The 25,376-nt window shown below is 71.3% G+C and carries 27 protein-coding genes; 10 read left to right on the forward strand and 17 right to left on the reverse strand.

What is annotated here, in order from left to right:
- Positions 1–3: 3 nt before the first annotated feature.
- The 6 genes from urtE to HNR20_RS01050 all read right to left on the reverse strand — a co-directional run bounded on the left by urtE (position 4) and on the right by HNR20_RS01050 (position 6,371).
- Positions 4–696: an urea ABC transporter ATP-binding subunit UrtE gene (gene urtE / locus HNR20_RS01025; protein WP_184175541.1), complete on the reverse strand. Its 693-nt coding sequence runs from the start codon at positions 694–696 to the stop codon at positions 4–6.
- Positions 696–1,472: an urea ABC transporter ATP-binding protein UrtD gene (urtD, locus tag HNR20_RS01030; RefSeq protein ID WP_184175543.1), complete on the reverse strand. Its 777-nt coding sequence runs from the start codon at positions 1,470–1,472 to the stop codon at positions 696–698. The genes urtE and urtD overlap by 1 nt, the downstream gene beginning before the upstream one ends.
- Positions 1,469–2,656 (reverse strand): urea ABC transporter permease subunit UrtC, encoded by a 1,188-nt coding sequence (gene urtC, locus HNR20_RS01035; protein ID WP_184175544.1) that lies wholly within the window; start codon positions 2,654–2,656, stop codon positions 1,469–1,471. The genes urtD and urtC overlap by 4 nt, the downstream gene beginning before the upstream one ends.
- Positions 2,653–3,540, reverse strand: a complete 888-nt coding sequence (gene urtB / locus HNR20_RS01040) for an urea ABC transporter permease subunit UrtB (protein WP_184175546.1) — start codon at positions 3,538–3,540, stop codon at positions 2,653–2,655. Before urtB ends, urtC begins: the two co-directional genes overlap by 4 nt.
- Before the next feature lie 75 nt (positions 3,541–3,615).
- Complete coding sequence (urtA, locus tag HNR20_RS01045) at positions 3,616–4,860, reverse strand: urea ABC transporter substrate-binding protein (RefSeq protein WP_184175548.1); 1,245 nt, start codon at positions 4,858–4,860, stop codon at positions 3,616–3,618.
- A gap of 428 nt (positions 4,861–5,288) precedes the next feature.
- A complete protein-coding gene (locus HNR20_RS01050) occupies positions 5,289–6,371 on the reverse strand; it encodes a substrate-binding domain-containing protein (protein WP_184175550.1) in 1,083 nt (360 codons plus the stop codon).
- A gap of 96 nt (positions 6,372–6,467) precedes the next feature.
- On the opposite strand from HNR20_RS01050, the gene HNR20_RS01055 reads away from it, so the two are divergent.
- Positions 6,468–6,983 carry a MarR family winged helix-turn-helix transcriptional regulator gene (locus tag HNR20_RS01055; protein ID WP_184175552.1) on the forward strand — a complete coding sequence of 172 codons (516 nt, stop codon included), beginning with the start codon at positions 6,468–6,470 and terminating at the stop codon, positions 6,981–6,983.
- Here HNR20_RS01055 and HNR20_RS01060 read toward each other — a convergent pair.
- From HNR20_RS01060 to HNR20_RS01085, 6 genes are read right to left on the reverse strand one after another with little or no spacing between them, the layout of a single operon-like run.
- Positions 6,964–7,719 carry an urease accessory protein UreD gene (locus HNR20_RS01060; protein WP_184175554.1) on the reverse strand — a complete coding sequence of 252 codons (756 nt, stop codon included), beginning with the start codon at positions 7,717–7,719 and terminating at the stop codon, positions 6,964–6,966. The two genes, HNR20_RS01055 and HNR20_RS01060, sit on opposite strands and share 20 nt — an antisense overlap.
- Positions 7,719–8,504: an urease accessory protein UreG gene (ureG, locus tag HNR20_RS01065; RefSeq protein WP_229687398.1), complete on the reverse strand. Its 786-nt coding sequence runs from the start codon at positions 8,502–8,504 to the stop codon at positions 7,719–7,721. The genes HNR20_RS01060 and ureG overlap by 1 nt, the downstream gene beginning before the upstream one ends.
- The gene (locus HNR20_RS01070; protein ID WP_184175556.1) at positions 8,494–9,210 is read right to left on the reverse strand and encodes an urease accessory protein UreF; all 717 of its coding nucleotides are present in this window, start codon (positions 9,208–9,210) and stop codon (positions 8,494–8,496) included. The genes ureG and HNR20_RS01070 overlap by 11 nt, the downstream gene beginning before the upstream one ends.
- Complete coding sequence (locus HNR20_RS01075; protein ID WP_184175558.1) at positions 9,210–10,913, reverse strand: urease subunit alpha; 1,704 nt, start codon at positions 10,911–10,913, stop codon at positions 9,210–9,212. The genes HNR20_RS01070 and HNR20_RS01075 overlap by 1 nt, the downstream gene beginning before the upstream one ends.
- On the reverse strand, positions 10,910–11,245 hold the full coding sequence (locus tag HNR20_RS01080) for an urease subunit beta (protein WP_184175560.1): 336 nt from the start codon (positions 11,243–11,245) through the stop codon (positions 10,910–10,912). Before HNR20_RS01080 ends, HNR20_RS01075 begins: the two co-directional genes overlap by 4 nt.
- Positions 11,242–11,544 (reverse strand): urease subunit gamma, encoded by a 303-nt coding sequence (locus HNR20_RS01085; RefSeq protein ID WP_184175562.1) that lies wholly within the window; start codon positions 11,542–11,544, stop codon positions 11,242–11,244. Before HNR20_RS01085 ends, HNR20_RS01080 begins: the two co-directional genes overlap by 4 nt.
- A gap of 322 nt (positions 11,545–11,866) precedes the next feature.
- Between HNR20_RS01085 and HNR20_RS01090 the strand changes: the two genes are divergently transcribed.
- Positions 11,867–12,271: a hypothetical protein gene (locus tag HNR20_RS01090; protein ID WP_184175564.1), complete on the forward strand. Its 405-nt coding sequence runs from the start codon at positions 11,867–11,869 to the stop codon at positions 12,269–12,271.
- A gap of 30 nt (positions 12,272–12,301) precedes the next feature.
- Here HNR20_RS01090 and HNR20_RS01095 read toward each other — a convergent pair whose 3' ends face one another.
- The gene (locus HNR20_RS01095) at positions 12,302–13,474 is read right to left on the reverse strand and encodes an LLM class flavin-dependent oxidoreductase (RefSeq protein ID WP_184175566.1); all 1,173 of its coding nucleotides are present in this window, start codon (positions 13,472–13,474) and stop codon (positions 12,302–12,304) included.
- Positions 13,475–13,664: 190 nt separating this feature from the next.
- Here HNR20_RS01095 and HNR20_RS01100 point away from each other — a divergent pair, with 190 nt between their 5' ends.
- The 6 genes from HNR20_RS01100 to HNR20_RS01125 are packed head-to-tail and all read left to right on the forward strand — an operon-like array spanning position 13,665 to position 19,292.
- Entirely contained in the window at positions 13,665–14,642 is a 978-nt protein-coding gene (locus HNR20_RS01100; RefSeq protein ID WP_184175568.1) for an aliphatic sulfonate ABC transporter substrate-binding protein, read from the forward strand.
- On the forward strand, positions 14,639–15,472 hold the full coding sequence (locus HNR20_RS32585) for an ABC transporter permease (RefSeq protein WP_184175570.1): 834 nt from the start codon (positions 14,639–14,641) through the stop codon (positions 15,470–15,472). The genes HNR20_RS01100 and HNR20_RS32585 overlap by 4 nt, the downstream gene beginning before the upstream one ends.
- The gene (locus HNR20_RS01110; RefSeq protein ID WP_184175572.1) at positions 15,445–16,176 is read left to right on the forward strand and encodes an ABC transporter ATP-binding protein; all 732 of its coding nucleotides are present in this window, start codon (positions 15,445–15,447) and stop codon (positions 16,174–16,176) included. The genes HNR20_RS32585 and HNR20_RS01110 overlap by 28 nt, the downstream gene beginning before the upstream one ends.
- Before the next feature lie 14 nt (positions 16,177–16,190).
- Complete coding sequence (locus HNR20_RS01115; RefSeq protein ID WP_184175574.1) at positions 16,191–17,597, forward strand: selenium-binding family protein; 1,407 nt, start codon at positions 16,191–16,193, stop codon at positions 17,595–17,597.
- Positions 17,594–18,223 (forward strand): hypothetical protein, encoded by a 630-nt coding sequence (locus tag HNR20_RS01120; protein WP_184175576.1) that lies wholly within the window; start codon positions 17,594–17,596, stop codon positions 18,221–18,223. The genes HNR20_RS01115 and HNR20_RS01120 overlap by 4 nt, the downstream gene beginning before the upstream one ends.
- Before the next feature lie 52 nt (positions 18,224–18,275).
- A complete protein-coding gene (locus tag HNR20_RS01125; protein WP_184175578.1) occupies positions 18,276–19,292 on the forward strand; it encodes a methyltransferase in 1,017 nt (338 codons plus the stop codon).
- A gap of 82 nt (positions 19,293–19,374) precedes the next feature.
- On the opposite strand, the gene HNR20_RS01130 is transcribed toward HNR20_RS01125, so the two are convergent.
- A complete protein-coding gene (locus tag HNR20_RS01130; protein ID WP_184175580.1) occupies positions 19,375–20,226 on the reverse strand; it encodes an alpha/beta fold hydrolase in 852 nt (283 codons plus the stop codon).
- Between the two features lie 178 nt (positions 20,227–20,404).
- Between HNR20_RS01130 and HNR20_RS01135 the strand changes: the two genes are divergently transcribed.
- On the forward strand, positions 20,405–20,725 hold the full coding sequence (locus tag HNR20_RS01135; RefSeq protein WP_184175582.1) for a hypothetical protein: 321 nt from the start codon (positions 20,405–20,407) through the stop codon (positions 20,723–20,725).
- Positions 20,719–21,003, forward strand: coding sequence for a hypothetical protein (locus tag HNR20_RS01140; protein ID WP_184175584.1), 285 nt, complete (start codon positions 20,719–20,721; stop codon positions 21,001–21,003). The genes HNR20_RS01135 and HNR20_RS01140 overlap by 7 nt, the downstream gene beginning before the upstream one ends.
- A 59-nt stretch (positions 21,004–21,062) precedes the next feature.
- Here the strand turns inward: HNR20_RS01140 and HNR20_RS01145 are convergent, their stop codons facing one another.
- The 3 genes from HNR20_RS01145 to HNR20_RS01155 form a co-directional block, all read right to left on the reverse strand.
- Positions 21,063–23,444 (reverse strand): galactose-binding domain-containing protein, encoded by a 2,382-nt coding sequence (locus HNR20_RS01145; protein ID WP_184175586.1) that lies wholly within the window; start codon positions 23,442–23,444, stop codon positions 21,063–21,065.
- A gap of 160 nt (positions 23,445–23,604) precedes the next feature.
- Positions 23,605–24,894, reverse strand: coding sequence for a YeiH family protein (locus HNR20_RS01150; protein WP_229687397.1), 1,290 nt, complete (start codon positions 24,892–24,894; stop codon positions 23,605–23,607).
- Positions 24,894–25,040, reverse strand: a complete 147-nt coding sequence (locus tag HNR20_RS01155; RefSeq protein ID WP_184175588.1) for a hypothetical protein — start codon at positions 25,038–25,040, stop codon at positions 24,894–24,896. The genes HNR20_RS01150 and HNR20_RS01155 overlap by 1 nt, the downstream gene beginning before the upstream one ends.
- Between the last annotated feature and the right edge of the window lie 336 nt (positions 25,041–25,376).

Raw genomic sequence — 25,376 nt, forward strand, 5'->3', positions numbered from 1 at the left:
GCCTCACACCGCCAGGGCCGCACGGACCTCCCGTTCCGCCGTGACGCCCCCGTCGCCGTGCGAGGTGACCCGGCCGGATTCCAGTACGTGATAGCGGTTCGCCACCCGCAGCGCGAAACCCAGGTGCTGCTCGACGAGGAGCACGCTGAACCCGGACTGTCGGGTCAGCTCGACGATCCGCTCCTGGATCTCCGCGACCACCGACGGTTGGATGCCCTCGGTCGGCTCGTCGAGCATCAGCAGCCGCGGCCGGGTGATCAGCGCCCGGGCGATGGCCAGTTGTTGGCGCTGACCGCCCGAGAGCAACCCGGCCCGGCGCCGCAGCAGCGGACGCAGCGCCGGAAACAGATCCAGCACCTCCGCGGTGGCCACCGCGCCGTCGCGCCGTCCATCGGCGACCAGCCGCAGATTCTCCGCTGCGGTCAGGTGCGGGAAGCACTGCTGGCCCTGCGGGACGTACGCCATCCCCCGCGCCACCCGATCGTGCGGCCCGAGGCGGGTGACGTCCTCGCCGTCCAGCTCGACGGTGCCGGCGCTCGGGCGCAGCAGGCCGGCCGCGACCCGCAGCAGGGTGCTCTTGCCGGCGCCGTTGTGCCCGAGCACCGCGGCCACCCCGTCCGGCGGGACGGTGAGGTCCACCCCGTGCAGCACCCGACTACGCCCGTACCCGGCGTGCACCCCGCGCAACGTCAGCATCATGCCTCCAGGCCGGTGGGGGCCGACCCGGCGTCGACCGGGTGGCCAAGGTAGACCTCCTGCACGCGCGGGTCGGCCTGGACCTGGGCCACCGTGCCCTCGCTGAGCACCCGACCGGCGTGCAGCACGGTGACGCTGCGCGCGAACCGGCGCAGGAAGTCCATGTCGTGCTCGATCACCACGACCGTGCGGTCCTGGCTCACCGTCTCCAGCAGGACACCGGTGGCGTCGCGTTCCTCGTGGCTCATCCCGGCGACCGGCTCGTCGAGCAGCAGCAGTCGGGCGTCCTGCACCAGCAGCATCCCGATCTCCAGCCACTGCTTCTGGCCGTGCGCGAGCGTCCCGGCGAGGTGCCCGGCCCGCTCGGCCAGCCCGATGGTCTCCAGCGCCCCGGCCACCTCGTCCGGGACATCCCGACGGCGGCGGGCCAGGGTCGCCCAGCTGCGACGAGCGCCCGCCGCGATGTCGAGGTTCTGCAGCACGGACAGTTCCTCGAAGACCGTCGAGGTCTGGAAGGTCCGCCCGATGCCCAACCGGCTGATCCGGTGCACCGGCCGGCCGAGCAACTCGTGATCACCGAAGCGGACCGAACCGGTGGCCCGGACCAGGCCGGTGATCGCGTCGACCAGGGTGGTCTTGCCAGCACCGTTCGGCCCGATCAGGAACCGTATGTCGCCGGCCGGCACCTCCAGCGAGACGCCGTCGACGGCCGTGAAACCGTCGAAGCTGACCCGCACGTCGCAGACGGACAGACCGTCCAACCGGTCGCCGCTCATGCTGCCGGCACCTCCGTCCGCTCGGCGCGCCGTCGACCCAGCGGCGACCACCCACGCCGGCGCGACTCCACGGCGCCGTCACGGCGGCGGGCCAGCGCCCACAGCGACGCCAGGCCGCCGGGCAGGAACGCCACCACCACCACGAAGAGCAGACCCTGCAGGTACGTCCAGGTGCCGGGGAAGCGCTCGGACAGGGCGGTACGCGCCCAGGCCACCGCCACCGCGCCGAGCACCGGACCGAGCAGGGTCGCCCGCCCACCCACCGCGACCCCGATGACGAACTCGATCGACGGGACGATACCGATCAGCGCGGGCGAGATGATGCCCACCGCGGGCACGAACAGCGCCCCGGCCAGGCCGGCCATACCGGCCGCGACGACGTACGCGACGAGCTTGACCGACGCCGGGTCGTAGCCGAGGAAGCGGACCCGCTCCTCACCGTCACGGACCGCCACCAGCAGCTCCCCGTAGCGGCTGCGGATGAGTTGGCGGGTCAGCGCGAGCAACGCCAGCAGCGTCCCGGCGATGATGAAGTAGACCATCCGCTGGTTGACCGGGTCGTCCAGGTCGTAGCCGAAGAAGCCCTTGATGTCGGTGAGCCCGTTGGTGCCGCCCGTCGTGCCCTGCTGCCCGATCAGCAGGATCACCATCGCGGCGGCGAGCGCCTGACTGAGGATGGCGAAGTACGCGCCTCGGACACGGCGACGGAAGACCAGCGAGCCGAGCCCGAAGGCGACAGCCATCGGCAGCAACACCGTCGCGGGCAGCGCGAACCACGGGCTGGCGAACGGTCTCCACCACACCGGCAGTTCGTCGAGCTGCCCGTACAGCTGCATGAAGTCGGGCATCCCACCCGGGCCCGCGTCGGCGAGCTTGAGGTGCATGGCCATCGCGTAGCCGCCGAGGCCGAAGAAGACGCCCTGACCGAGCGTGAGCATCCCGCCCCGACCCCAGGCGATCCCGATGCCGACCGCGACCATGGCGACGCAGAGGTACTTGGCCAGCAGGGACAGCCGGAAGTCCGACAGCACCAGCGGCGCCACGGCGAACAGCAGCGCCGCGCCGAACGCGAAGCCGGCGGCCGTCCGCAGCCGGAAGCGACCATCGGGCCGGGCCGGAGGTACGACGCTGGTGGGCGCCGGATCATCGGCGACGCTGGGAGGCGCAGGGGTGACGGCAGTCATGCGAGGCTCCTGGTCCGCAGGGTGAACAGGCCCTGTGGCCGCCACTGGAGGAACGCGACGATCGCCACGAACACGATCACCTTGGCGACGCTGAGGGTGGTCAGGTACTCCCCGGTGGCCTGCAGCACGCCGAGGGCGAAGGCGACGATCACGCTGCCCTTGAGCTGGCCGATCCCGCCGACCACGACGACCAGGAAGGCATCGATGATCAGGTTGGTGCCCATGGTCGGGCCGATCGGGCCGAGCAGGGTGAGTGCCACGCCGGCGAGCCCGGCCAGGCCGGAGCCGATGAAGAAGGTTGTCCGGTCGACCCGCGCGGTGGGGATGCCGGACACCGCGGCGAGGTCACGGTTCTGCACCACGGCCCGGATGCGGCGCCCGAGCGGGGTGAGCCGCAGCGCCAGGGTGAGCGCCGCGACGGCGGCCAGCGCCAGGGCCAGGATGAACAGCCGGTTGTTGGCGATGGTCAGCCCGCCGGGCAGCGCCACGTTGCCGGTCAGCAGCTCAGGAGCGCGGGTCTGCACGTTCGGACTGCCGAAGACGTCGCGGGCCAGTTGCTGCAGCATCAACGACACGCCCCAGGTGACCAGCAGGGTGTCCAGTGGTCGGGCGTAGAGCCGGCGGATGAGCAGGATTTCCAGCAGGACGCCCATCGTGCCGGCGACCACGAACGCCACCGGCAGCGCGACCACCAGCGACCAGCCGGCCCCGGTGATGCTCTGTTGCAGGACATAGGTGGTGTACGCGCCGGCCATGATGAACTCACCGTGCGCCATGTTGATCACGTTCATCTGGCCGAAGGTCAGCGCGAGTCCCAGAGCGATGAGCAGCAGCACCGCGCCGATGCTGATGCCGGTGAAGAGTTGACCGAAGAGGACTGTCACGGTGGGTACTCCGTACTGCTGGTCGGGTGGCCCGGGCGGACCGCGCGGCAACGCGCCCCGCCCGGGCCGGCGTCGTCAGCTCAGGCCGCTCGCCCAGGGGTAGGTCTTGAGGTACGGGTCCGGCGAGACCGGCTTGCCGGAGTTCCACACCTCGGTGATCAGACCGTCCGCGCCGATCTTGCCGATCCGGGCGGTCTTGGCGATGTGCTGGGTCGTGCCGTCGACCGTGACCACGCCCTCGGGCGCGTCGAACGTGATCCCGCCCGAGGCGGAACGGACCTTCTCCACGTCGAACGCGCCGGCCTTCTCGACCATCGCCTTCCACAGGTGCACCGCGACGTACGCGGCCTCCATCGGGTCGCTGGTCGGCTTGTCCGCGCCGTACTTCGCCTTGTACGCGGCCACGAACTTCGAGTTCGCCGCCCCAGGCGTGGTCTGGTAGTAGTTCCAGGCGGTCAGCTGGCCCTCCAGGTACTGGGTGCCGATGCCCTTCACCTCCTCCTCGGCGATCGACACCGACACCACCGGCATCGCGGCGGCGGTCAGGCCGGCCGACTTGTATTCCTTGAAGAAGGCCACGTTGCTGTCACCGTTGAGGGTGTTGAACACGGCGTCGGCGCCCGACGACTTGACCTTGTTGACGATGGTGCCGAACTCGGTGGATCCGAGTGGCGCGTAATCCTCGCCCAGCACGGTCATCCCGTTCGCGGCCGCGTAGGCCTTGATGATTTTGTTCGCGGTGCGGGGAAAGACGTAGTCGCTGCCGACCAGATAGACCGACTTCGCGCCCTGTGCCTTGAGGTAGTCGAGCCCGGGAACGATCTGCTGGTTGGTCGTCGCGCCCGTGTAGAAGATGTAGGGGGATTGTTCGAGCCCTTCGTACTGCACCGGGTAGAACAGCAACGCCTTGTTCTTCTCGAACACCGGCTTCACCGCCTTCCGACTGGCCGACGTCCAGCAGCCGAAGACGGCGGCGACCCGGTCCTCGGAGATGAGCTTCTCCGCCTTCTCGGCGAAGGTGGGCCAGTCCGAGGCGCCGTCCTCACCGATCGGCTGGACCTTCTTGCCGAGGACGCCGCCGGCCGCGTTGATCTCCTCGACGGCGAGCATGATGGAGTCGCGGACGGTGACCTCGCTGATCGCCATGGTTCCGGAGAGCGAGTTGAGCAGGCCCACCTTGACGGTGTCGCCGGCGACGTCGGCCGTGACGCCGGTCGCGCTCGGATCGTCGGTGGTCTTGCTGCCGCACGCGGCCATCGCGGCCGCGGCGACCAGGGTCATGGCACCCGCCATGATGCGGCGGCCCCGGAATAGTGACATCTACTCTCCCTGCGGTGCACTCAAGTGGCGAATGGACGGTCGGTGCGGTCCGGTGGAGCTGACGTGGGCGATGCCGAGGGCGACGGGTGGACGCCGCTCAAGGCACCGGATCGGATATGGGCAGGGAAAGCGTCGACCGACATGATTGCGCGTGTGTTTCCCAGTCCTTAATTGACTGTTTCCGCGCAGCCGGTGAGACGCCAACGAAAATCGGCCGGCACCCGTTGAGGAACGGTGCCGGCCGCGCGGAGAGAGTCGAAGAAAATGTCACCACAATGGTCGGCGAGCGATTCCGCCGACGGTGGGCGCACAATGGTGACGGCTGACCTCCCAGGGCCAGATCCTTCACGCAGGAAGCATCTTAGGACCGGATCGGGTGGAGCTGTCAAGGGTCTGGTCGACCACTGGGACGGCTGTCCGCGCCCGAGTCAGAGCTGGGCGAGCACGGTGAAGTCGAGCCCATCGGCCTCGGCCAGGTAGATGCGCTGACGCACGTGCCGCCGGCGCAGCCGCAACCGCCCACGCGGCCCGTGGTACGCCACGGTGTCGGCGGCCGTCTCGATGGCCCGCACGTCGAGGGTGCGGGCCTGCCCGATCAGCGCGGCGAGCAGCATCACGCCCTCGTAGCAGGACTCCCCCAGGCTGCCCAGCGGCGGCGCCTCGACCCCGAAGCGACGGGCGAACTCGCCGTGGAAGTCGAGGTTCTCCTGTGTCACCAGCCCGGCGAAGAAACCCGCGGTGCTGTACAGCCGCCGCGTCGCGCCGGCACCGCTGGCCAGCAGCATGTTCTCGTCCATCAACGTGCTCAGCCGCAGACAGCGCTGGTCCAGCCCGGATCGCGCGAACGCCCGGTTGAACCGCACCGCGTCCGCACCGACCAGCAGCATCAACACCGCGTCCGCGTCGCTGTGCTCGACGCGGCGCAACACCTCGGTGAAGTCGTGCGCGTCCAACGGCAGGAAATGCTGGCCCACCACCTGCCCGCCGCCGCGCAGCGCGTACCGCTGGGCCGCCCGCGCCGTACGCCGCGGCCACACGTAGTCGTTACCGACCACGAACCACCGACGCACCCCCTGTTCGCGGGCGAGCAGCCGCATCGCCGGCCACAGTTGGGCATCCGGTGTCTCGCTGGTCAGGAAGACCCCCTCGGTACGCTCACCGCCCTCGTAGAGTGCGGTGTAGACGTACGGAACGCGGTGCGCGACGCGAGGTGCCAGCGCCTGGCGCACCGAGGAGATGTGCCACCCCGTCACCCCCTGCACGGCCCCCACCGATACCAGCGCCTCGACCTCAGCGGCCACCTCGGCCGGCGGTGCGCCGCCGTCGACCGGCACCAGCCGCACCTCTCGACCCAGCACGCCGCCGCACCGGTTGATCTCCTCGACTGCGAGTTGCGCGCAGAGCTCGCAGGTGGGGCCGAACATGCCGGCCGGCCCGCGCATCGGATAGACCAACGCGATGCTGACCACGGCACGGTCGACGGTCAGCCACGGCGGTGCCGGCGCGGACATGTGCACATGATTGCCCGGCCCAGGACGGAAGGCCAGAGCTCTCCACGGACCGGGACGACTCGGTAACATGACAGGGCCACCGGACCAGGGAGTTTCATGTCAGACGTGCCCGGGGCGCCAGCCGACCTGCTGCGCTCGCTCACCCGCGCCGAACGGCTGCTCTCTCGCCGGCTGGGCGCCGTCCTGGCCGACGACGCGCTGACCATCGAGGCGTGGCGGGTGCTGTGCCTGCTCGCCGACGGCCAGGGACACCCGATGAGCGAGGTGTCCGCCGAGGCCTCACTGCCCCCGGGCACCCTCACCAAGCTGGTCGACCAGTTGGTCGACCGCAACCTCGTCTTCCGTCGGATCGATCCGATGGACCGTCGGCGGATCCGCGCCTATCTCACGGCCCGGGGTCGGCGCGAGCACGCCCGCCTCGACGAGCGGGTCCGGGCCAGCCTCGCCGAGCTGGGCATCTCGCAGACCGTCGCGCTGGACGCGCCACAGGCCGCCGGTTTGATCGGAGCCCTCGACGACCTGATCGACCGCCTCGACCCGGCCCGCCGCGCGACCCCCGCAACCCGGCTCGCCGACTCGACACCCGCAGGAATCACGGCAGGTCAGCGCTGAGGGGCGGGTGCTCCCAGCTCGTGAGGTGGGCACGCAGGGTGTGTGCGTCCGGGGCGGTGGCGGTCCACAGTGTCGCTGGACCACCGGCAAGCGGCAGTCGAGCGGCGGTCCCGTCGGACCGGACATACGCCGGTTCGGCGGGCCGCGACGGGTCGACCACCAGCAGCGAGCCGGTAGCCGGTGCGCCATCGAGCACGGCCGGCCCCGCCCAGCCAGGTGCCTGCGGTCCCACCGCCAGGGACTGCCGCAGCAACGGCCGGCCCGCGTAGTCGACCTGGGTGTGTACGACGGCGCCGCCGGGTGCCTCGCCGTACCGGCCACAGATCAGCTCGTCGCGCCAACGGAGGCTCGCCCCGGCGACCAGGTCGATCCGGGATTCGGCGAGGTGCGCGCAGCCGGCCGCCGCGACCAGTTGTTCGGGTAGCCAGTGCAGCGTGGCGCCGGCCTGGACCTCCGCCCGCACCGCCATCCGGGACACGGCGCCGGGCCGGCCCGGTAGGGCGATCGACGCGGCGACGGTGTGCACCCGGACCGCCGCGTCCGGTCCCACCTCTATCTCCAGCCGTAAATCGTCGCCGGCGATCGGGCCGGCCGCCCCGCCGACGAGGTGCACCGTGGCGACACCATCGTCGGTCGGGGTCTGGCGCAGCAGTAGCGGCGTTTCGCTGTGCAGCTCGACCAGGACCGTGCCACCCCGACCGTCGGCCCGGGCCACCAGCCGGGCGAGCGCTCGCATCAGGCCGGACCGACCGGTACGGCGAGGGGGTGCAGGGCAGCGTGGTGGGCCAGCTCGTGCCGGATCCAGTCGGCGACCCGGCCCGCCGTGGGGTCGCCCACGATGGACAGGAAGAGGGTCGGGAGGTCGCCGCGCCGGGCCCGCGCGTCGCGCTCCATCACGCCGAGGTCAGCGCCGACCATCGGCGCCAGGTCGGTCTTGTTGATCACGAGGAGGTCCGCGGCGGTGACTCCGGGTCCGCCCTTGCGGGGCACCTTGTCCCCTCCCGCGACGTCGACCACGAAGATCTGCCGGTCGACCAGTCCCCGGCTGAACGTCGCGGTCAGGTTGTCCCCACCGCTCTCCACCAGGACCAGGTCCAACGGGCCGACCGTCTCGGCCAACTCGTCCACGGCATCCAGGTTGGCGCCGATGTCGTCGCGGATCGCGGTGTGTGGGCAGCAACCGGTCTCCACCGCGCGGATCCGGGCCGGGTCCAGCACTCCGGCCCGTCGGAGAAAGTCGGCGTCCTCGGTCGTGTAGATGTCGTTCGTCACCACGCCGAGCCGTAACTCGTCGGCGAAGGCGCGGCAGAGCGCGGCCACCAGGGCCGTCTTGCCGGATCCGACCGGGCCGCCGATACCGACCCGCAGGGCACGGCCCGCGCGCGCGAGCGGCGGGTGTGGGTCGACCCCTGGTTCGGGATGGGTGTGCGGAACGGTCTCGTCGTGGGGTGGGGCGGCCGGCAGCGGCGGGATCGGCTCGGCAGTGGGCACAGCGCTCGGCACAACGGTGTCAGGACGCAAAGAGACGCACCTCCCAGGTGGCATGGACTTCGGCATGGATGTCGGTGAGCGGAGCGGCCGCGGCCGGCAGTCGCTCCGGTGGGTCGTCGGCGGCCTGCGCCGCGTCGGCGGCCGTGCCGTCGCAGGCATCGGCGAGACCGACCAGCAAGGCCTGGACCCGGTACGGGTCGAGACCGAGCAGGCGTACGCCGGCGCTGGCCGCCCCGGTCAGCGTCCCGTACGCGGCGACGGTGGCGGTTTCGAGGCGGGACAGCCCGGCCGCGGAGCCGAGCAGCCCGAGCACCAGCGGTTGGTGTGCACCGCAGGCCGTGGCGGGCAGGTCGCCGAACGGAGCGTCCGGCCAGATGGCCCGGCCGGCGCGCAGCAGCGCTCGGCCCTGTCGGCGGGAGACCGTCCGCAGAGCCGGGGCAGCGGTACGCGCGTCCAGTTCGGCGTCGAGCCGCGCCAGCACGTTCGACCGTGCGGCGGACCGGGCCGGCTCGGCCGCGTCGCCGACCCCCGGCACCGTCGCCCGGTGTGCGGCCGCCGCGAACGCCGCACCGACCAGACCGGCGGTGGCCAACCGTCCGGCCAGGAACGCCTCCAACGAGACCAGGTCGGTGACCCGACCGGCCGCGACGGCCGCCTCCAGACCGCCGGAGTGCGCGTGCGCCCCGGCCGGGAAGCGTCCGTCGGCCAGCAGCAACAGCAGGCTCGGCGTCGCCATCAGAACAGGAAGTACCGCTGGGCCATCGGCAGGCGGGTCACCGGGTCCGGCTCCACCAGCACGCCGTCGATCCGTACGGTGAAGGTGTCCGGGTCCACCTCGATTCGCGGCATCGCGTTGTTCTCCGGCAGGTCGGCCTTGCCTCGTGACCGCACGTCGCGCACCGGCACCACCCGACGTCGCACGTCCAGGCGGAGCCCTGCGTCCAGGGCCGCCGGTGCCACGAAGGCGAGGCTCGTCGCGGCCGCCGCGGTGCCGTACGCCCCGAACATCGGCCGGGGCAGCATCGGTTGCGGTGTCGGGATCGAGGCGTTGGCGTCACCCATCTGGGCGTACGCGATCATGCCGCCCTTGAGCACCAGGTGCGGTCGTACGCCGAAGAACGCCGGATCCCAGAGCACCAGGTCGGCGAGCTTGCCCGGCTCGACCGAGCCGACCTCGTGCTCCAACCCGTTGGCCATCGCCGCGCAGATGGTGTATTTCGCCACGTACCGTCGGGCCCGGTGATTGTCGGCGGCGCCGTCACCCGGCAGCGCGCCGACCCGCTCCTTCATGACGTGGGCGCTCTGCCAGGTTCGCATGATCACCTCGCCGACCCGGCCCATCGCCTGCGCGTCCGAGCCGATGATGGAGATCGCCCCGAGGTCGTGCAGCAGGTCCTCGGCGGCCATCGTGGACGGTCGGATCCGGCTCTCGGCGAAGGCCAGATCCTCCGGCACGGACGGGTTGAGGTGGTGGCAGACCATCAACATGTCCAGGTGCTCGGCAAGGGTGTTGGCGGTGTACGGCCGGGTCGGGTTGGTCGACGACGGCAGCACGTTCGGTTCGCTGGCCACCGTGATGATGTCCGGCGCGTGCCCACCACCGGCTCCCTCGGTGTGGTACGAGTGGATGGCTCGCCCGCCGATCGCACGCAGGGTGTCGGCCACGAAGCCGGCCTCGTTGAGCGTGTCGGTGTGGATCGACACCTGGACGCCGGACGCGTCCGCCACCCGCAGGCAGGCGTCGATCGCGGCCGGTGTGGTGCCCCAGTCCTCGTGCAGCTTGAAACCGCCCGCACCGGCCCGCAACTGCTCCCAGAGCGCCTCGCTGGAGACCGTGTTGCCCTTGCCGAGCAGCAGCACGTTGACCGGCAGGGTGTCCAGGGCCTCGTGCATCCGGGCCAGGTGCCAGGCGTTCGGGGTGACCGTGGTCGCCCGGGTCCCCTCGGCCGGTCCGGTGCCGCCGCCGACCATCGTGGTGATGCCACTGGCCAACGCCTCGGTCACGATCTGCGGGCAGATGAAGTGCACGTGGGTGTCCACCGCGCCGGCGGTGAGGATTCGTCCGTTGCCGGCGATCACCTCGGTCGACGGGCCGATGACCAGGTCCGGATGGACGCCGGGCATGGTGTCCGGGTTGCCGGCCCGGCCCAGGGCCACGATCCGCCCGTCGCGCAGCCCCACGTCGGCTTTGACCACGCCCCAGTGGTCGAGCACCACGGCGCCGGTGATGACGGTGTCCAGCGCCCCCTCGGCGCGGGTGACGCGCGACTGCCCCATCGACTCGCGGATCACCTTCCCGCCGCCGAAGACCGCCTCGTCGCCGCCCACGCAGTGGTCGGTCTCCACCTCGATCAGCAGGTTGGTGTCCGCGAGCCGGATCCGGTCACCGGTCGTGGGCCCGTACAGGTCGATGTAGCGGTCCCGCCGCACGGCGCTCACCGCGGCGACCCGTCGGCCGGCGGTGGGTCCAGCGGCCCGGCACACTCCCCGCGCAGTCCTGGCACGATGCGCGCACCAGCGAACGGGACGAGGTCGACACTGCGGCTGATGCCCGGCTCGAATCGGACCGAGGTGCCCGCCGGAACGGCGAGCCGCTGCCCCCAGGCGGCGTTCCGGTCGAACGCCAGCGCCGGATTGGACTCGGCGAAGTGGTAGTGCGAGCCCACCTGTACCGGCCGATCGGCGGTGTTGACCACGAGCAGGGTGGTCACCGGACGGCCGCTGTTGATCTCGATCGGGCCGGCTGCGGGCAGGATCTCCCCCGGGATCACGGGATCGGGTGGTGCACCGTCACCAGCTTGGTGCCGTCCGGGAACGTCGCCTCCACCTGCACCTCCCTCAGCAGCTCGGGGATGCCGTCCTGGACGTCGTCGCGACCGAGCACGGTCCGGCCCGTCGACATGAGGTCGACCACCGACCGGCCGTCCCGGGCACCTTCGAGCAGGAACGCGGTGATCAGCGCGACGGCTTCGGGATAGTTGAGCCGCAGGCCGCGTTCACGGCGGCGGCGGGCGACGTCGGCTGCGACGTGGACGAGCAGGCGGTCCTGCTCGTGGGGGCTGAGGAACACGGGCTTCTCCCGGTGGGATCTGCGTGCCCGGCTCGTCGTCGGCCCCGCGGGGAGCCGCGCCGGGCAGCAACACCCGGGGTACGAGCTGGAGTCACACGACCGCCGAGCCGCCGTCGACGGGGCGTCCCGGGACTCCACCATCCCGGCCCGCGCGACGGGCAACCGGCGGTGTCCGGTCGGATGCGGACCGCACCGCCCACCGCTGAGCAGACCGTAGAGGATCGCCACCGGCCGGGGCAACAGTCCTTTCGGGATCTCGGCGGCCCGCGTCTGGGTGCCCGTGCTCATTCCGCTCGTGCCCCAGCCGGGGCATGATCGCCGCATGACGGCGACGAGGGGTACGCGCGCACTGCTCGGTGGTGTGTTTCTGGCGGCGGCCACGGTCGGGGCGTGGTTGCTCTGGCTGGGCCGGGACACCGAGTACACGGTCGATGCCCAGACCGGCGCGACCAGCGGGCCGTACGAGCCGTGGCAGGTGATCGGCCTCGTGCTGACGCTCGTGGTGCTGGCCGCGCTCGCCGGCACACGACTCAGCCCGTGGTTGGTGGCGCCGGTGATGACGGTGGCCCTGACGTCGGCGTGGACGTGGCAGGCCGCGGCCAGCGACGACAGCGGGCTGTGGGCCGTCGGGGCGGTCCTGGTGCTGCTCGGGATGGCGGTGGGCAGCACGCTGGTGAGCGTCTCGGCGCGGCGGCTCAGCCGTCGTTCGGCCGGCCGCCCCGGCTGATCGCGATACCCGACCGTCGCGGCTGCCCGGTCACCGCGCGGCGGGCACCGGTGCCCGCGACCCGGCGAAGGGGATGTCGACGGGTGCCGAGGCGGGCCCCTCGCCGTCGGGGTGCCGCCACAGCCCGCGGTCGCGCAAAATCGGCAGCACGCCCTCGCCGAACCAGTACGCCTCCTCCAGGTGCGGATAGCCGGAGAGGATGAACTCGTCGATGCCGAGCGCGTGGTATTCGGCGATCCGGTCGGCGACCTCGGTGTGGCTGCCCACGAGCGCGGTGCCCGCCCCGCCACGGACCAGCCCGACCCCGGCCCACAGGTTGGGTGCGACCTCCAGGCCGTCACGGGAACCGCCGTGCAGATCGAGCATCCGGCGCTGCCCCTCGGACTCGCTGCGGCGCAGCCCGTCCTGCACCGCCCGGATGTCGGCCTCGGAGATGCCGTCGAGCAGCCGTTGGGCCTGCGCCCAGGCCTGCTCGGCGGTGTCCCGAACGATGACGTGCAGCCGGATGCCGAAGCGCACCTCACGCCCGACGTCGGCGGCCAGCGCCCGGACCCGGGCCACCTTGTCGGCGACCAGCGCCGGCGGCTCACCCCAGGTGAGGTAGACGTCGCTGTGCCGCACCGCCACCGGCAGGGCGGCGGCGGAGGAGCCACCGAAGTAGACCGGCGGGACCGGGTCGGGCAGGCGGTGCAGCCGTGCCTGCTCGACGTGCACGTGCGTGCCGGCGTGGTCGACCGTCTCGCCGCGCCACAGCGCGCGCACCACGTGCAGGAACTCGTCACACCGGGCGTACCGGGCGTCCTTGTCCAGGAAGTCGCCGTAGGCCCGCTGCTCCTGCGACTCGCCGCCGGTGACCACGTTGAGCAGCAGTCGGCCCCGGGACAGCCGCTGGAAGGTCGAGGCCATCTGGGCGGCGAGCGTGGGGGCCACCAGCCCTGGCCGGAAGGCGACCAGGAACTTGAGGCGCTCGGTCACCTCGGTGAGCATCGCGGTGCTCAGCCAGGCGTCCTCGCACCAGGAACCCGTCGGAGTGAGCGCGCCGACGAAGCCGAGTTGCTCCGCTGTGCGGGCGATCTGCCCCAGATAGGCCACGCTGGCCGGGCGGGCGCCTCCGGCGGCACCGGTCGGCACGCCGTGTCCGCCACCGACGACGTCCCGGCTGTCGCCGTTGGTGGGCAGGAACCAGTGGAAGGTGAGGCTCATCTCGGCTCTTTCCTCGAGTGCGGCGCGGGTGCGGGTGGGGGTGCGCGCGCGGCGAGCGGGCACCTCCTGAGGGGTGGGACGATCCCGCCGACAGCCTACCCATAAAACCTATCGGGTTAGTAGGCTACCGGCCACGGCGCCGACATCCGTCGATGCGTCCGCCCCCGCATGTCCAACCCGAGGAGCCGCCATGCGCATCTCATCGACGAGCCGACCCCCGCGTCGCCGCCTGCTCACGGCCGCGCTCGCCACCGTGGCACTGCTGGCCACGGCCGGAGTGAGCGCGTGTGGCGGGTCCGCCGATGCGCGCGGCGACGCGAAGACGCTCCGGATCGGCTACCAGCGCTTCGGCGGCCTGAGCCTGGTCAAGGCACGCGGCGCGACGCCGGGTGTCGAGTGGTCGCTGTTCGAGAGCGGTCCGGCGCTCACCGAGGCGCTCAAGGCAGGGTCCATCGACATCGGGCAGGTCGGTGAGGCGCCACCCGTCTTCGCCGCGGCCGGGAAGATCCCGTTCTCCATCATCGGGACGTCGGTGCCGATCCCCCAGGGTGAGGCCGTGCTGGTCAAGGCCGACCGCGGCTATCGCAGCTTCGCCGACCTGAAGGGCAAGACCGTCGCCCTGAACAAGGGCTCCAACGTGCACTGGCTGCTGGTCCGGCTACTCGAAGCCAACCAGATGACCCTGAAGGACATCCAGGTCAAGTACCTCAAGCCCGCGGAGGGGCGGCCCGCGTTCGACAGCGGGCAGATCGACGCCTGGGTGATCTGGGACCCGTACTTCGCCCTGGCCGAACAGCCGGGGGTCCAGGTGCTCGCCGACGCGACGGGTCTGGCCAGCAACCGCGAGTACGTCCTGGCCGCCCCCGACGCGGTCGAGCAACGGTCGGACGAGATCCGGGCGTTCCTCCAGCGGTACCGCGAGGTGACCGACTGGGGCATCGCCCACCCCGAGGAGCGGGCCAGCACGCTCGCGCCGGAGCTGAAGATCTCGCAGGACATCACCACTCGCGCCCTGGCCCGCAGCGCCAAGCCCCTCGCCCCGGTCACCCCCGCCATCGGCGACGAACTCCAGGCGATCACCGACAGCTTCATCGCCCTGGAGCTCATTCCGGGCCCGGTCGACATCCGTTCCCGGATCGACGACCGATTCAGTGCGGTCTTCCAGTGAGTCGTACAAGCCTCACCGAGGCGCCCGCGGCGGTCTCGGCCCCCGCGCCGGTCGCACCCCGCGCCCAGCGGCCGCCGAGGCGGTGGTGGCGGCTGGCCAGCCCGATCGTCCTGGTGCTGGGCTGGGAACTGGCCGCCCGGACCGGGCTGCTGGCACCGGAGAAACTGCCCGCGCCCAGTGACGTGCTGGCCGCAGGCTGGCGGCTGGCCCGGGACGGGACACTCGCCATCCATCTGCTGGACTCGCTCACCCGCGCCGGGACCGGGTTACTCATCGGCGGCCTCCTGGCGCTGATCCTGGGCGCGGTCGCGGGGCTGCTCCGGCTCGGCGACGACCTGGTCGACCCCCCGGTGCAGATGGCCCGGATGCTGCCGCACCTGGGCCTGGTCCCGTTGCTGATCATCTGGGTCGGCATCGGCGAATCGCTCAAGATCAGCCTGGTCGCCCTGGGCGCGTTCTTCCCGATCTACTTCAACACCTACGCCGGCATCCGGGACATCGACGAGCGGCTGGTGGAAGCCGCCCGCACCTGCGGCCTGGGGCACGCGGCCCGGCTGCGTCACGTGGTGCTGCCCGGCGCACTACCGGCACTCTTCCTCGGCCTGCGGCTGGCGATCGGCGCGGCCTGGCTCAGCCTGGTCGTCGGCGAGCAGGTCAACGCCCAGACCGGGATCGGCTTCCTGATGATGGAGGCGCGGGAGTTCAGCCAGACCGACGTGGTGGTGCTCGGCCTGCTCGTCTACGCGCTGCTCGGGCTGATATCCGACCTTGCCTTGCGTGTCCTGGAGAGGAGGATGTTGACATGGCGTCGCGGACTGCGGGCCACCTGAGCGGCGCGACGCCGGTGTTGACCGCCCACGCGGTGCACCGGGCGTTCGGGCCGACAGTCGTGCTGGCCGGGGTCGACCTGACCATCGCGCGGGGTGAGGTCGTGGCCCTGCTGGGTGGCAGCGGTTCCGGCAAGAGCACGCTTCTGCGGATTCTCGCCGGGCTGGACGGCGAGGCCAGCGGTGAGATCGTCGTGCACGGCACCGCCGCCGTGGTCTTCCAGGAGCACCGGTTGCTGCCGTGGAAGCGGGTGGCGCCCAACGTCGGCCTCGGGCTGTCCGGGGCGGACACCGACGGGCGGATCCAGCGGGCGCTGGCCGAGGTCGGGCTCGCCGATCGGCACCGCGCCTGGCCGGCGGAGCTGTCCGGCGGGCAGGCGCAACGGGTGGCCGTCGCGCGGGCCCTGGTCCGCGAACCGGACCTGCTGCTGCTCGACGAGCCGTTCGGCGCCCTGGACGCGCTGACCCGACTGCGGATGCAGGTCCTGCTGCGCCGGCTCCGCGCCGAGCACGGCTTCGCCGCCCTGCTGGTCACCCACGACGTGGAGGAGGCGCTCCTGCTCGCCGACCGGATCCTGCTCCTCGACGCGGGCCGCATCGCCGCGGACCTGCCCGTCGACCTGGCCCCCACCCGCACGCCGGACGACCCGGCATTCGGCGCGCTGCGCCGGCACCTCCTCGACCGACTCGGTGTTCCCACCACCTGACGAGCGGAGACCCGATGACCCACTGGACCCCCGACCCCACCTTCTACCCCTCCCCCCGCGAGGCGGTGACCGCCCCGGCGGAGAAGCTCGCCTACGTGGCCGCCTTCGACCGGGCCGCCAGCCGCCCGGACGCCATCGTGGTGCTGGACACCGACCCCGACTCCCCCGACTACGGCCGGGTCGTCGGCTGGACCGACCTGCCACACCTCGGTGACGAGTTGCACCACTTCGGTTGGAACGCGTGCAGCAGCGCGCTCTGCCCGACCGCGCCGCACCCGCACGTCGAGCGGCGCTACCTGATCGTGCCCGGTCTGCGGTCGTCACGGATCCACGTCATCGACACCCAACCCGACCCCCGCCAGCCGCAGGTCGTCAAGGTGATCGGGCCGGAGGAGCTGGCGAAGCGGGCCGGCTACTCCCGCCCGCACACCGTGCACTGTGGTCCGGACGGCATCTACCTCTCCGCCCTCGGCGGCGCGGACGGCGCCGAGGGTCCGGGAGGTGTCGCCATCCTCGACCACACCACGTTCGAGGTACGCGGGGCGTGGGAGGCCGACCGGGGCCCGCAGTTCCTGGCGTACGACGTGTGGTGGCACCTCACCCAGGACGTGCTGGTCACCAGCGAGTGGGGTACCCCGTCGATGATCGAGGACGGCATCATCGGTGAGCTGCTGTTGGGTCGGCGCTACGGCCACGCGATCCACTTCTGGGACCTCGCGAAGCGTCGGCACGTGCAGCGGGTCGACCTTGGTGACCAGTACCAGATGCCGCTGGAGCTGCGCCCGGCGCACGATCCGACGAAGTCGTACGGGTTCGTCGGGGTGGTGATCAGCGTCGAGGACCTGTCCGCGTCGATCTGGCTGTGGCACCGTGACAGCGACGCCTGGGCGGTCACGAAGGTGATCGACATTCCGGCCGAACCCGCGGACCCGGCGGACCTGCCCGACCTGCTCAAGCCATTCGGGGCGGTGCCGCCGCTGGTGACCGACATCGACCTGTCGGTCGACGACCGGTTCCTCTACGTCTCCTGCTGGGGCACCGGGGAGCTACGCCAGTACGACGTCAGCGACCCGATGCACCCCGTGCAGACGGGCTCGGTGCACCTTGGCGGGATCGTCCGCCGTACGGCACATCCGGCCGCCCCCGACGAGGCGTTGGCCGGCGGCCCGCAGATGGTGGAGGTCAGCCGCGACGGCAGACGGGTCTATGTCAGCAACTCCCTCTACGGCGCGTGGGACGACCAGTTCTACCCCGACGGGGTGGGCGCCTGGCTGGCCAAGCTCGACGTCGACGTCGACGCCGGAGGGCTCATCCCCGACGAGAGGTTCTTCCCCCACGGGGACGAGTTCCGGGGGCTGCGGGTGCACCAGACCCGGTTGCAGGGCGGGGACGCGTCCTCCGACTCGTACTGCTTTCCGTGACCGTCACCACCTGGGCGACGCTCGCGGCGCTCGGCGCGTTCCATGGCCTGAACCCGGCGATGGGCTGGCTGTTCGCGGTGGCCCGGGGTCTGCAGGAACGCAGCCGTGCGGTCCTGCTGCGGTCGCTGCTGCCGATCGCGGCGGGACATCTCGCCTCGGTGGGGATCGTCGCGGCGCTGGTGACCGCGACCCGGTCGGTGACGGCGAGTACCACCCTGGCGGTGGTCGGTGGGGTGCTGCTGGTCGCCTTCGGGCTGTGGCGGCTGCTCTCCCAGCGACACTTCCGCTGGGCGGGGATGCGGTTGTCCGCGGCGCAACTCGCGGGCTGGTCGTTCCTCATGTCGTCGGCGCACGGTGCGGGGCTGATGCTGCTGCCGGTGCTGGTCGCCGAGCCGGTGCCCGGGGGTCACCCCGGGCACCTGACGGCCGCCCCGGTAGGTGCGCTGCCCGGGCTCGCCGCGGCGGGGGTGCACACCGTGGCCATGCTCGGCACGGCCCTGGTCATCGCGATGCTGGTCTATGAGGTGCTCGGGGTCGGGGTGCTGCGTCGGGCGTGGTTCAACGTCGATCGTCTGTGGGCCGGCGTGCTGGTCGCGGCCGGGCTGGTGACGCTGATCCAGGCCTGACCGCCGGTCGACGACCATAGTGGAGGGACGCTTTCTGTGATCTCATGTCGCGATGAACACCCCGACTCCCCTCATGCGCCTGGTGGCCGGCGTGTGGGGGTTCAAGACCCTCGCGGTCGGCGTCGAGCTCGGCCTGTTCACCCGGTTGGCCGGCGGGCGGACGATGACCGTCGACCAGGCCGCCGCCGAATTCGGGCTGCCCGACCGGCCCGCGGACCTTTTGCTGGCCGCTAGTGCCTCGCTCGGCCTGCTGGAGAAGGCCGGCGACGGATACCGCAACTCCGAGTTGGCCGAGCAGTTCCTGGTCGAGGGCCGCCCGTACTACTTCGGTGCCCAGGTGCGCTACTCGGACCTGCGCACCTACCTGCCCTGGCACCGCATCGGCGAGGCCCTGCGCACGGATCGACCGTTGACCTGGGACCCGGAGGCCCAGCAGTCGATGTTCGACACCTCCGACCCGGAGATGCTGGCCCAGTTCTGGGATGCCATGTTCTCCACGTCCAGCTTCACCGCCACGGCGCTGGCCGACGCGTACGACTTCTCCGGGCACAGCCGCCTGCTCGACGTGGGAGGCGGCGCCGGGGCGTTCCCGATCGAGTTCTGCCGACGCCTGCCCGAGCTGCGGGCGACCGTCCTGGACCTGCCGCACGTCTGCGTACGGGCGCGGGAGCGGATCGCGGAGGCCGGCCTGACCGGGCGGATCGGCACGTTCGCCGGGGACTTCCTCGCCGACCCGGCGCTGCCCGGCGGGCACGACGTCATCCTGCTCAGCATGATCCTGCACGACTGGGACGAGCCGACGAACCGGGCGCTGCTGGCCCGGTGCCACGCGGCGCTGCCGCCCGGCGGGGCGATCGTCGTCTGTGAACTGCTGCTCAACGACGAGCGCACCGGACCGCCGGAGGCGGCGCTGATGGGCATGAACATGCTGGTCGAGACCGAGGGCGGCCGAAACTACTCGGGTGCCGAATATGCGGCCTGGCTGACCGACGCCGGCTTCGTCGACGTCCGTACGGTGCCGTTCGACGCCCCCGGGGCCAACGGCGCGGTGGTCGCTCGCCGGCCCTGACCGCCGGCGACACCCGGCCCGGGAAGGGCCGGGTGTCGCAGCGTCCTCGCGGCGCTGGCGTCCGAACGGCTACCGGTACGGGTCAGGCGCGAGCCTTGGCCGGCTGCTTCATGAAGTCCATGATCGCCTTGTTGATGTCGTCGGCGTGTGTCCACGGGATACCGTGCGGCGCGCCCTTGAGCGTGATGAGCTGGCCGGTCGGCATCATCGGCGCGAGCCGCTGGCCGGTCACCGGGTAGGGCAACACGTTGTCCTTGTCGCCCTGCACGATCAGCAGCGGCACGTCGATCTTCGGCAGGTCGGGGCGGAAGTCCTCCTGCCAGGCGCTCACGCTGTCGTAGGTGCCCTTCGCGGAGGCCATCGCACCGATCTGCCAGTGCGCCCGGTACGCCTCCTCGCTGACCAGCTTGCCCTTGTTCTCGCTGTAGTTGAAGAACGCGTCGCAGAACTGGGTCAGGTAGGCGAACCGGTCCTTGATGATGGCGTCCTGGAAACCCTTGAACAGGCTCGGGTCGACGCCCTCCGGGTTGTCCTTGGCCTTGACCAGCATCGGTTCCAGCGGGCTGAGCACCACGGCCCGGCTCACTCGCTGGGAGCCGTAGTTGCCCAGGTAGCGGATCACCTCACCGGTGCCCATGGAGTGCCCCACCAGGGTCGCGTCGCTCAGGTTCAGCTCGGTCATCAGGACGTCCAGGTCCGCGGCGAACGTGTTGTAGTCGTACCCGAACGTCGGTTGGGCCGAGTTGCCGAAACCGCGCCGATCGTAGGTGATCGTCCGGTATCCGGCGTTGAGGAGCTGGGTGGTCACCTTCTCCCAGGTCGCCCCGTTGAACGGGAAGCCGTGGATCAGCACCACCGGCTTACCGGATCCGTGATCCTCGTAGTACAGGTCGATGGGCGCGGAGTTTTCCGTCCCCACGGTGATGAAAGGCATGTTTGTCTCCTGCTCCGGTTTCGGGCTGTCGGACGTCCCGCGCTTTCCCGCCCGCTCGCCGGATATGCCGGCCGCCGAACGCGTCGCCGTGTCGAGCGGGTGAGCCCGAGCCATCGACAGATATCGACGCTCTCGTTAGGGTTGCCGGTAGGAAAGTTTCGGCGTACGGGAGGTGGGCATGCCCCGACGAATCCGCACGTGGGTCACCACGTTGGCCATCGGCACGGCCACGGCCGCGCTGGGCGCCGCGCCGCCCCACGCCGACCCGGTGGTGCCACGGCACGCCATCGTGGTCTGCCAGAGCGCCAGTTTCTACGCCAACTACGACTCGGCCGGCGGCCCGACCGGCCTCAAGCGCACCCTGGCCTATGGCAACAAGATCGGTCACACGCCGGGCGCGCACCCGGTCTACAACGGGTGGGCGGCGTCGTTCGACTTCGGCCCCAACGACTGGGGCTACCTGCGCGCCGAGTGCATCGGCGGGTACGACTCATGGTGAGGCGACAGGTGATCGCCGGCCTGCTGGCCGGGGTCGTGGCCGCGACGCTCGCCCTGCCGAGCCCCGCCCAGGCCGCCAACGGCACGATCGGCCAACGGGAGACGGTGTGCGCGAGCGACCTGTTCGTCCGCACCCAGCCCGTCGGCGCGTGGATGGGCACTCTCTACCAGGGGCAGACGTTCCTGGTCGAGGGTCCCCGCAGCGGTGGCTACATCTACGGCTTCGCGTACGGGCACATCAACCGACGCGGTTGGGTGCAGGACGGCTGGTTCTGCTGACCGTGCCCGCTGGCGCGAACGGGCGGCCACCGGTCCCCCGGTGGCCGCCTGATCGTCGGTCAGCTCGCGTAGACCTCCAGCGCTGACAGTTGCCCGGCCGGCCAGCCGGTGTTGCCGGTGACGGTGATCCGCACGTAGCGCGTCTGGGCGGCGGCGAAGGTGAGCGTCACCTGGTTGCCGCTGCCCGGGTCGAAGGTGCGCCCCGCCGATCCGACAAGCGTGCCGAAGCTCGACCCGTCGGTGCTGCCCTGCACGGAGAGCGTCTGCGTCCGGCTGCCCCAGGCCGACGACGGCGGCAGCTTCAGCACCACCCGGCCGACCGTGCGCGACGCGCCCAGGTCGACCTGGACCCACTGCGGGAACGCGTTGTTGGCGCTCTCCCAGTAGCTGTTCGCATCACCGTCGACGACGTTCCCCGACCCGTAGCTCTGGACGTGGCTGCTCTCGCTGGTGGGTCGACCCCGGGCCAGGTCCGAGTTGGCAGCGGCGTCCGTGGTGACGGTGACCGCCGAGGACGCGCTGGAGGTGTTGCCGGCGGCGTCGCGGGCGACGACCGTGAACGTGTACGCGGTGGACGGGCTGAGCCCGCTCACGGTCGCCGTGGTGCCCGTGACGGTGGCAACGACGTTGCCGCCCTGCCGCACCTGGTAGCCGGTCACCCCGGTGTCGTCGGTGGACGCCGTCCACGCCAGGGACACGCTCGTCGACGTCTTGCCGGTCACCGTGAGGCCGCTCGGGGTGCTCGGCGGGTTGTCCGGGACGGTGCTGCCGGCGTACACCTCGACCTGGGCGAGTTGTGCGGCCGCCCAGCCGGTGTTGCCGCTGATGCTGAGACGGACGTAGCGGGCCGTGGTGGTCGTCAGCGTGCGCGTGACCGTGTTGCCGGTCGCCGGGTCGAAGGTGAACGCGGAGGCGGCGGCGATGGTGGAGAACGCGCTGCCGTCGACGCTGCCCTGCACGGTGATGGTCTGGGTACGCGCGCCCCAGCCGGCGGGGAGCCGCAGCACGATCTTGTTGACCTGGTGGCTGGCGCCGAGGTCGACCTGCCACCAGTGCGGGAAGGAGCCACCACCGCTCTCCCAGTAGCTGCCGACGTTCGAGTCCACCGCGTTGCCCGACGGGAACCCGCCGCCCTGGCTGCTTGCCGAGGTGAGCCGGCCGGCGGCCAGGTTGCCACCGGTCGGCGGCGGGGTGCCGACCATCGGCGGGGTGGGACGCACCGGGGTGAGCGCGAGTTGCCCCTTGAGCATCCGGCCGCCGTCGCCGGTGATCCGCAGGTAGTAGTCGGAGGAGCAGGCCACGCCGTCCTCGTCGAGGGCCCGGATGTTCGCGCCGGCCGGGGTGGTGGCCTGGGTCTCGGACGTCTTGGCGATCTGGTTGCCCTCGTTGTACTCGTCGTACATGGACACGTAGAGGCCCTGCGAGCCGAGTCGGACCATGTTGTAGATGTGCCGCCAGTAGAAGTCGCCGTGCTTGCGGTGCCCTCCGGCGAGGTCGCCGGGCATCACGCAGGGCAGGTAGTCGATGCCGCGGGCCGCGCAGTCGGCCATGTCCCCGACGTTGACGTTGTTGTAGTAGGAGTCGAGCTCCTCCACGGTCCTGGCCCGGTAGACCATCCACGGCGAGATCGCGTTGTACGCGTGGTAGACGTCGAGGAAGCCGGGGCGGGAGTCCTCGATGCCCTGCCGCCACCAGGTGGGCACGCCGCCGATGACGTAGCAGCCCTGCGCCTTGAACCAGTTGATGACCTCCAGGCAGGGCCCCGGAGGGAAGGGGCGGCTGGGCTCGCTGAAGCCGAAACCCCAGATGCAGACGACCGGCTTGCCGTTCTGCCGGGCGTACGCGCTGGAGGCGGTGTACGCCGACATCTTCGTCGTCCAGTCGGTCTTGATGTCGGCCTGGAAGGTCAGCCAGTCGGTGACGTCGTACATGATGTAGAACTTGCGGTTGTAGCGTTCGGCGGCGGAGCGGACCTTCTGGGTCATCGCGTCGCGGGTCGGCCCCTCGTCGCCCATCGGGTTGAACCGTTGCAGCGCGGCGGTGTCGCAGCCATACTCCTGCATCCACCGGAAGTGGGTGTCCACCGTCTGCTGGTCGTACGAGGAGAAGAGGGTTGCCGGCGACCCGTTGCCGAGATTGGGGTACGCGGTGGGATAGCTGCGCGTGTACTCCCGCATGTCCGGCCAGGACACGATCGTGGTGTTGGAGGGCGACGGGGGCTGGAACCGGTCCCGGCTCCAGTGCCACCACCCGCCGATGGGCGCGGAGTCACCGGGAGCACTGAACCAGCCCTGGTAGCCGACCGTCACCTTGCCGACCACGTCCCCGGGGGGACTGGCGGCCTGCGCCGGGCTGGCGAGAAGTTCGGTGGTGGAGGCGGCGGCGGCGAGGGCGGACCCCGCCAGCACCGACGTGACGAACCTGCGGCGGGAGACCGCCATGACGACCACTCCTTCGGGACGGAAGGCATTGACGGCCATCGTGGCAGCAGTGATTGCCGGCCCGCAAGAGTTCGACTGATCGATGAAATTATTCGCCAGCGAATCGGAAGTAGTCGAGCACCCCGCCCCCCGGACGCCGAGGGGCGGGGCTGCAGCTCGTTCAGGCCGAGAAGTTGCGGAACAGCAGGGACGCCAGGGCGAGCGCCAACGCCAGGTTGAACACGGTGGCGCTGGCGAACACCGCCACCGGCCGCCAACCGGCCTCCCGCAGCGATGCCACCCGGACCTCCAGGCCGATGCTGACGAAGGCCAGGATCAGGAACCAGACGCGCAGGTCGTTGACGATGGCGATGGTGGCCTTACCGTCCGAACCCGCCGCGTCGAGGTACCAGGTGGCGATGACCGAGGCCGCGATGAAGCCCAGGACGAACTTCGGAAAACGGCGCCACAGCTCACCGAGGCCCGGACGGGCCGCGCCGGGCCGTCGTTCCACACGCAGTGTGAAGTACGCGGTGAGCGCGACCGCGACCACACCCATCAGGGCGTTCTGGGTGACCTTGACGATGCTGGCGATCTGGAGCGCCTCCTCCCCGGCGAGCGCCCCCGCGGCGGTGACCGCCGCGGTGGTGTCGATGTTGCCGCCGATCCAGGCGCCGGCCACCGCGTCGGACAGCCCGAACACGTCAGCCAGCCAGGGCAGGATGAAGATCGACGGCAGCGCGAAGACGATGACCAGGCTGGCCGTGTAGGCCAACTGCTCGCGGCGTGCCCGCACCGCGCCGGCTGCGGCGATCGCCGCGCTGACCCCGCAGATCGACACCGCCGAGGCGAGCAACGCCCGCAGCTTGTCGTCGAGCCCGAACTTGCCGGCCAGCCACCAGGTGAAGAGGAAGACCCCACTGATCAGCAGGATTGCCTGGGCGATCGCCGGGCCGGCCGCACTGGCGATGACGGCCAGGTTGATCGACGCCCCGAGCAGCACCAGACCGGTCTTGATGAAGAACTCCGTCCGGAACGCGGCGGCGATCCGGTCCCGCCAGCCGAGCAGCGTGACGGCCACGTTGCCGAGCAGACCGAGCAGGATCGCGTAGACCGGGTACTCGATCGCCGCCCCGAAGTCCTCGATCGCGGTGCCCTCGGCCCACGTCGGGACGTTCTGCTCCAGGTAACGGGTGAGCGCGGCGAGACCGACCACGACCACCAGACCGAGAGCCGTCCAGGCCCAGAATCCGCCGCCGCGCACGGCGGTGGTCGGCCCGGCGGGGTCATCGGTTGCCGGTGGACCACCGTCCGAGCTGGGCTCGACGGCGCCAGCAGGCACGTCGCGGACGTCGGTGACGTCGGCCTCGTCGCCCGTGCGGGTCGCGTCGGCCGCGCGGGGCTCGTCGTCCGTGCGAGTCGCGTCGGCCGCGCGGGGCTCGTCGCCCGTGCGGGTCGCGTCGGTGGTCATCAGGGCACCAGCCCGGCGGGGATGGCACCGAGCAGGACCAGAGCGAGCAGGGCCAGACCGAGAATGGTCGCCGCCCAGTCCTCGCTGAAGGCGAGCCGGGACTCCCCGGCTGTCGGTGGGGTGGACGGTGACGGATCGGTGGTCATGACATACCTCCAAGGGGTGGACCGATCCAGGCACGGCGGGATCGGCTGAGGGGCGGGGAGACGGATACGCGAGGGCCTCGACGACCGCGCGTAGCGCCGCCGGGGCCGGTTGGGGCCGTGCGGGCGGCGCGTGTGATCCGGCAGCGGGCCGGACGAGGAATGCGGGTGGTGACGGCGCTCAGTCGGTCGCCGGTGCGCCCGGACAGAGCTCGGAGGCGACCCGCATCAGGTCCACGACCCGACGTGAGGTGAGGAGCGGACCAACCGGCATTCACCTATTTTCCTATCAGGACGATAGGAATTCAAGACCGTCAGCGTGGATTCTCCGCCACCCGT

This window comes from Micromonospora parathelypteridis (assembly GCF_014201145.1).
Taxonomy (GTDB): Bacteria; Actinomycetota; Actinomycetes; order Mycobacteriales; family Micromonosporaceae; genus Micromonospora; species Micromonospora parathelypteridis.

What these genes read in the sequence shown, in the direction of transcription:
- HNR20_RS01115 (WP_184175574.1), top strand. Translation starts at nt 16,191, where the DNA reads ATGACCCACTGGACCCCCGACCCCACCTTCTACCCCTCCCCCCGCGAG.
- HNR20_RS01145 (WP_184175586.1), bottom strand. Translation starts at nt 23,444, where the DNA reads ATGGCGGTCTCCCGCCGCAGGTTCGTCACGTCGGTGCTGGCGGGGTCC.
- HNR20_RS01155 (WP_184175588.1), bottom strand. Translation starts at nt 25,040, where the DNA reads ATGACCACCGATCCGTCACCGTCCACCCCACCGACAGCCGGGGAGTCC.
- HNR20_RS01095 (WP_184175566.1), bottom strand. Translation starts at nt 13,474, where the DNA reads ATGAGCCTCACCTTCCACTGGTTCCTGCCCACCAACGGCGACAGCCGG.
- urtE (WP_184175541.1), bottom strand. Translation starts at nt 696, where the DNA reads ATGCTGACGTTGCGCGGGGTGCACGCCGGGTACGGGCGTAGTCGGGTG.
- urtD (WP_184175543.1), bottom strand. Translation starts at nt 1,472, where the DNA reads ATGAGCGGCGACCGGTTGGACGGTCTGTCCGTCTGCGACGTGCGGGTC.
- urtC (WP_184175544.1), bottom strand. Translation starts at nt 2,656, where the DNA reads ATGACTGCCGTCACCCCTGCGCCTCCCAGCGTCGCCGATGATCCGGCG.
- HNR20_RS01060 (WP_184175554.1), bottom strand. Translation starts at nt 7,719, where the DNA reads ATGCGAGCGCTCGCCCGGCTGGTGGCCCGGGCCGACGGTCGGGGTGGC.
- HNR20_RS01070 (WP_184175556.1), bottom strand. Translation starts at nt 9,210, where the DNA reads ATGGCGACGCCGAGCCTGCTGTTGCTGCTGGCCGACGGACGCTTCCCG.
- HNR20_RS01100 (WP_184175568.1), top strand. Translation starts at nt 13,665, where the DNA reads ATGCGCATCTCATCGACGAGCCGACCCCCGCGTCGCCGCCTGCTCACG.
- HNR20_RS01150 (WP_229687397.1), bottom strand. Translation starts at nt 24,894, where the DNA reads ATGACCACCGACGCGACCCGCACGGGCGACGAGCCCCGCGCGGCCGAC.
- HNR20_RS01090 (WP_184175564.1), top strand. Translation starts at nt 11,867, where the DNA reads ATGACGGCGACGAGGGGTACGCGCGCACTGCTCGGTGGTGTGTTTCTG.
- HNR20_RS01055 (WP_184175552.1), top strand. Translation starts at nt 6,468, where the DNA reads ATGTCAGACGTGCCCGGGGCGCCAGCCGACCTGCTGCGCTCGCTCACC.
- HNR20_RS01130 (WP_184175580.1), bottom strand. Translation starts at nt 20,226, where the DNA reads ATGCCTTTCATCACCGTGGGGACGGAAAACTCCGCGCCCATCGACCTG.
- urtA (WP_184175548.1), bottom strand. Translation starts at nt 4,860, where the DNA reads ATGTCACTATTCCGGGGCCGCCGCATCATGGCGGGTGCCATGACCCTG.
- HNR20_RS01140 (WP_184175584.1), top strand. Translation starts at nt 20,719, where the DNA reads ATGGTGAGGCGACAGGTGATCGCCGGCCTGCTGGCCGGGGTCGTGGCC.
- HNR20_RS01050 (WP_184175550.1), bottom strand. Translation starts at nt 6,371, where the DNA reads ATGTCCGCGCCGGCACCGCCGTGGCTGACCGTCGACCGTGCCGTGGTC.
- HNR20_RS01110 (WP_184175572.1), top strand. Translation starts at nt 15,445, where the DNA reads ATGGCGTCGCGGACTGCGGGCCACCTGAGCGGCGCGACGCCGGTGTTG.
- HNR20_RS01135 (WP_184175582.1), top strand. Translation starts at nt 20,405, where the DNA reads ATGCCCCGACGAATCCGCACGTGGGTCACCACGTTGGCCATCGGCACG.
- HNR20_RS01125 (WP_184175578.1), top strand. Translation starts at nt 18,276, where the DNA reads ATGAACACCCCGACTCCCCTCATGCGCCTGGTGGCCGGCGTGTGGGGG.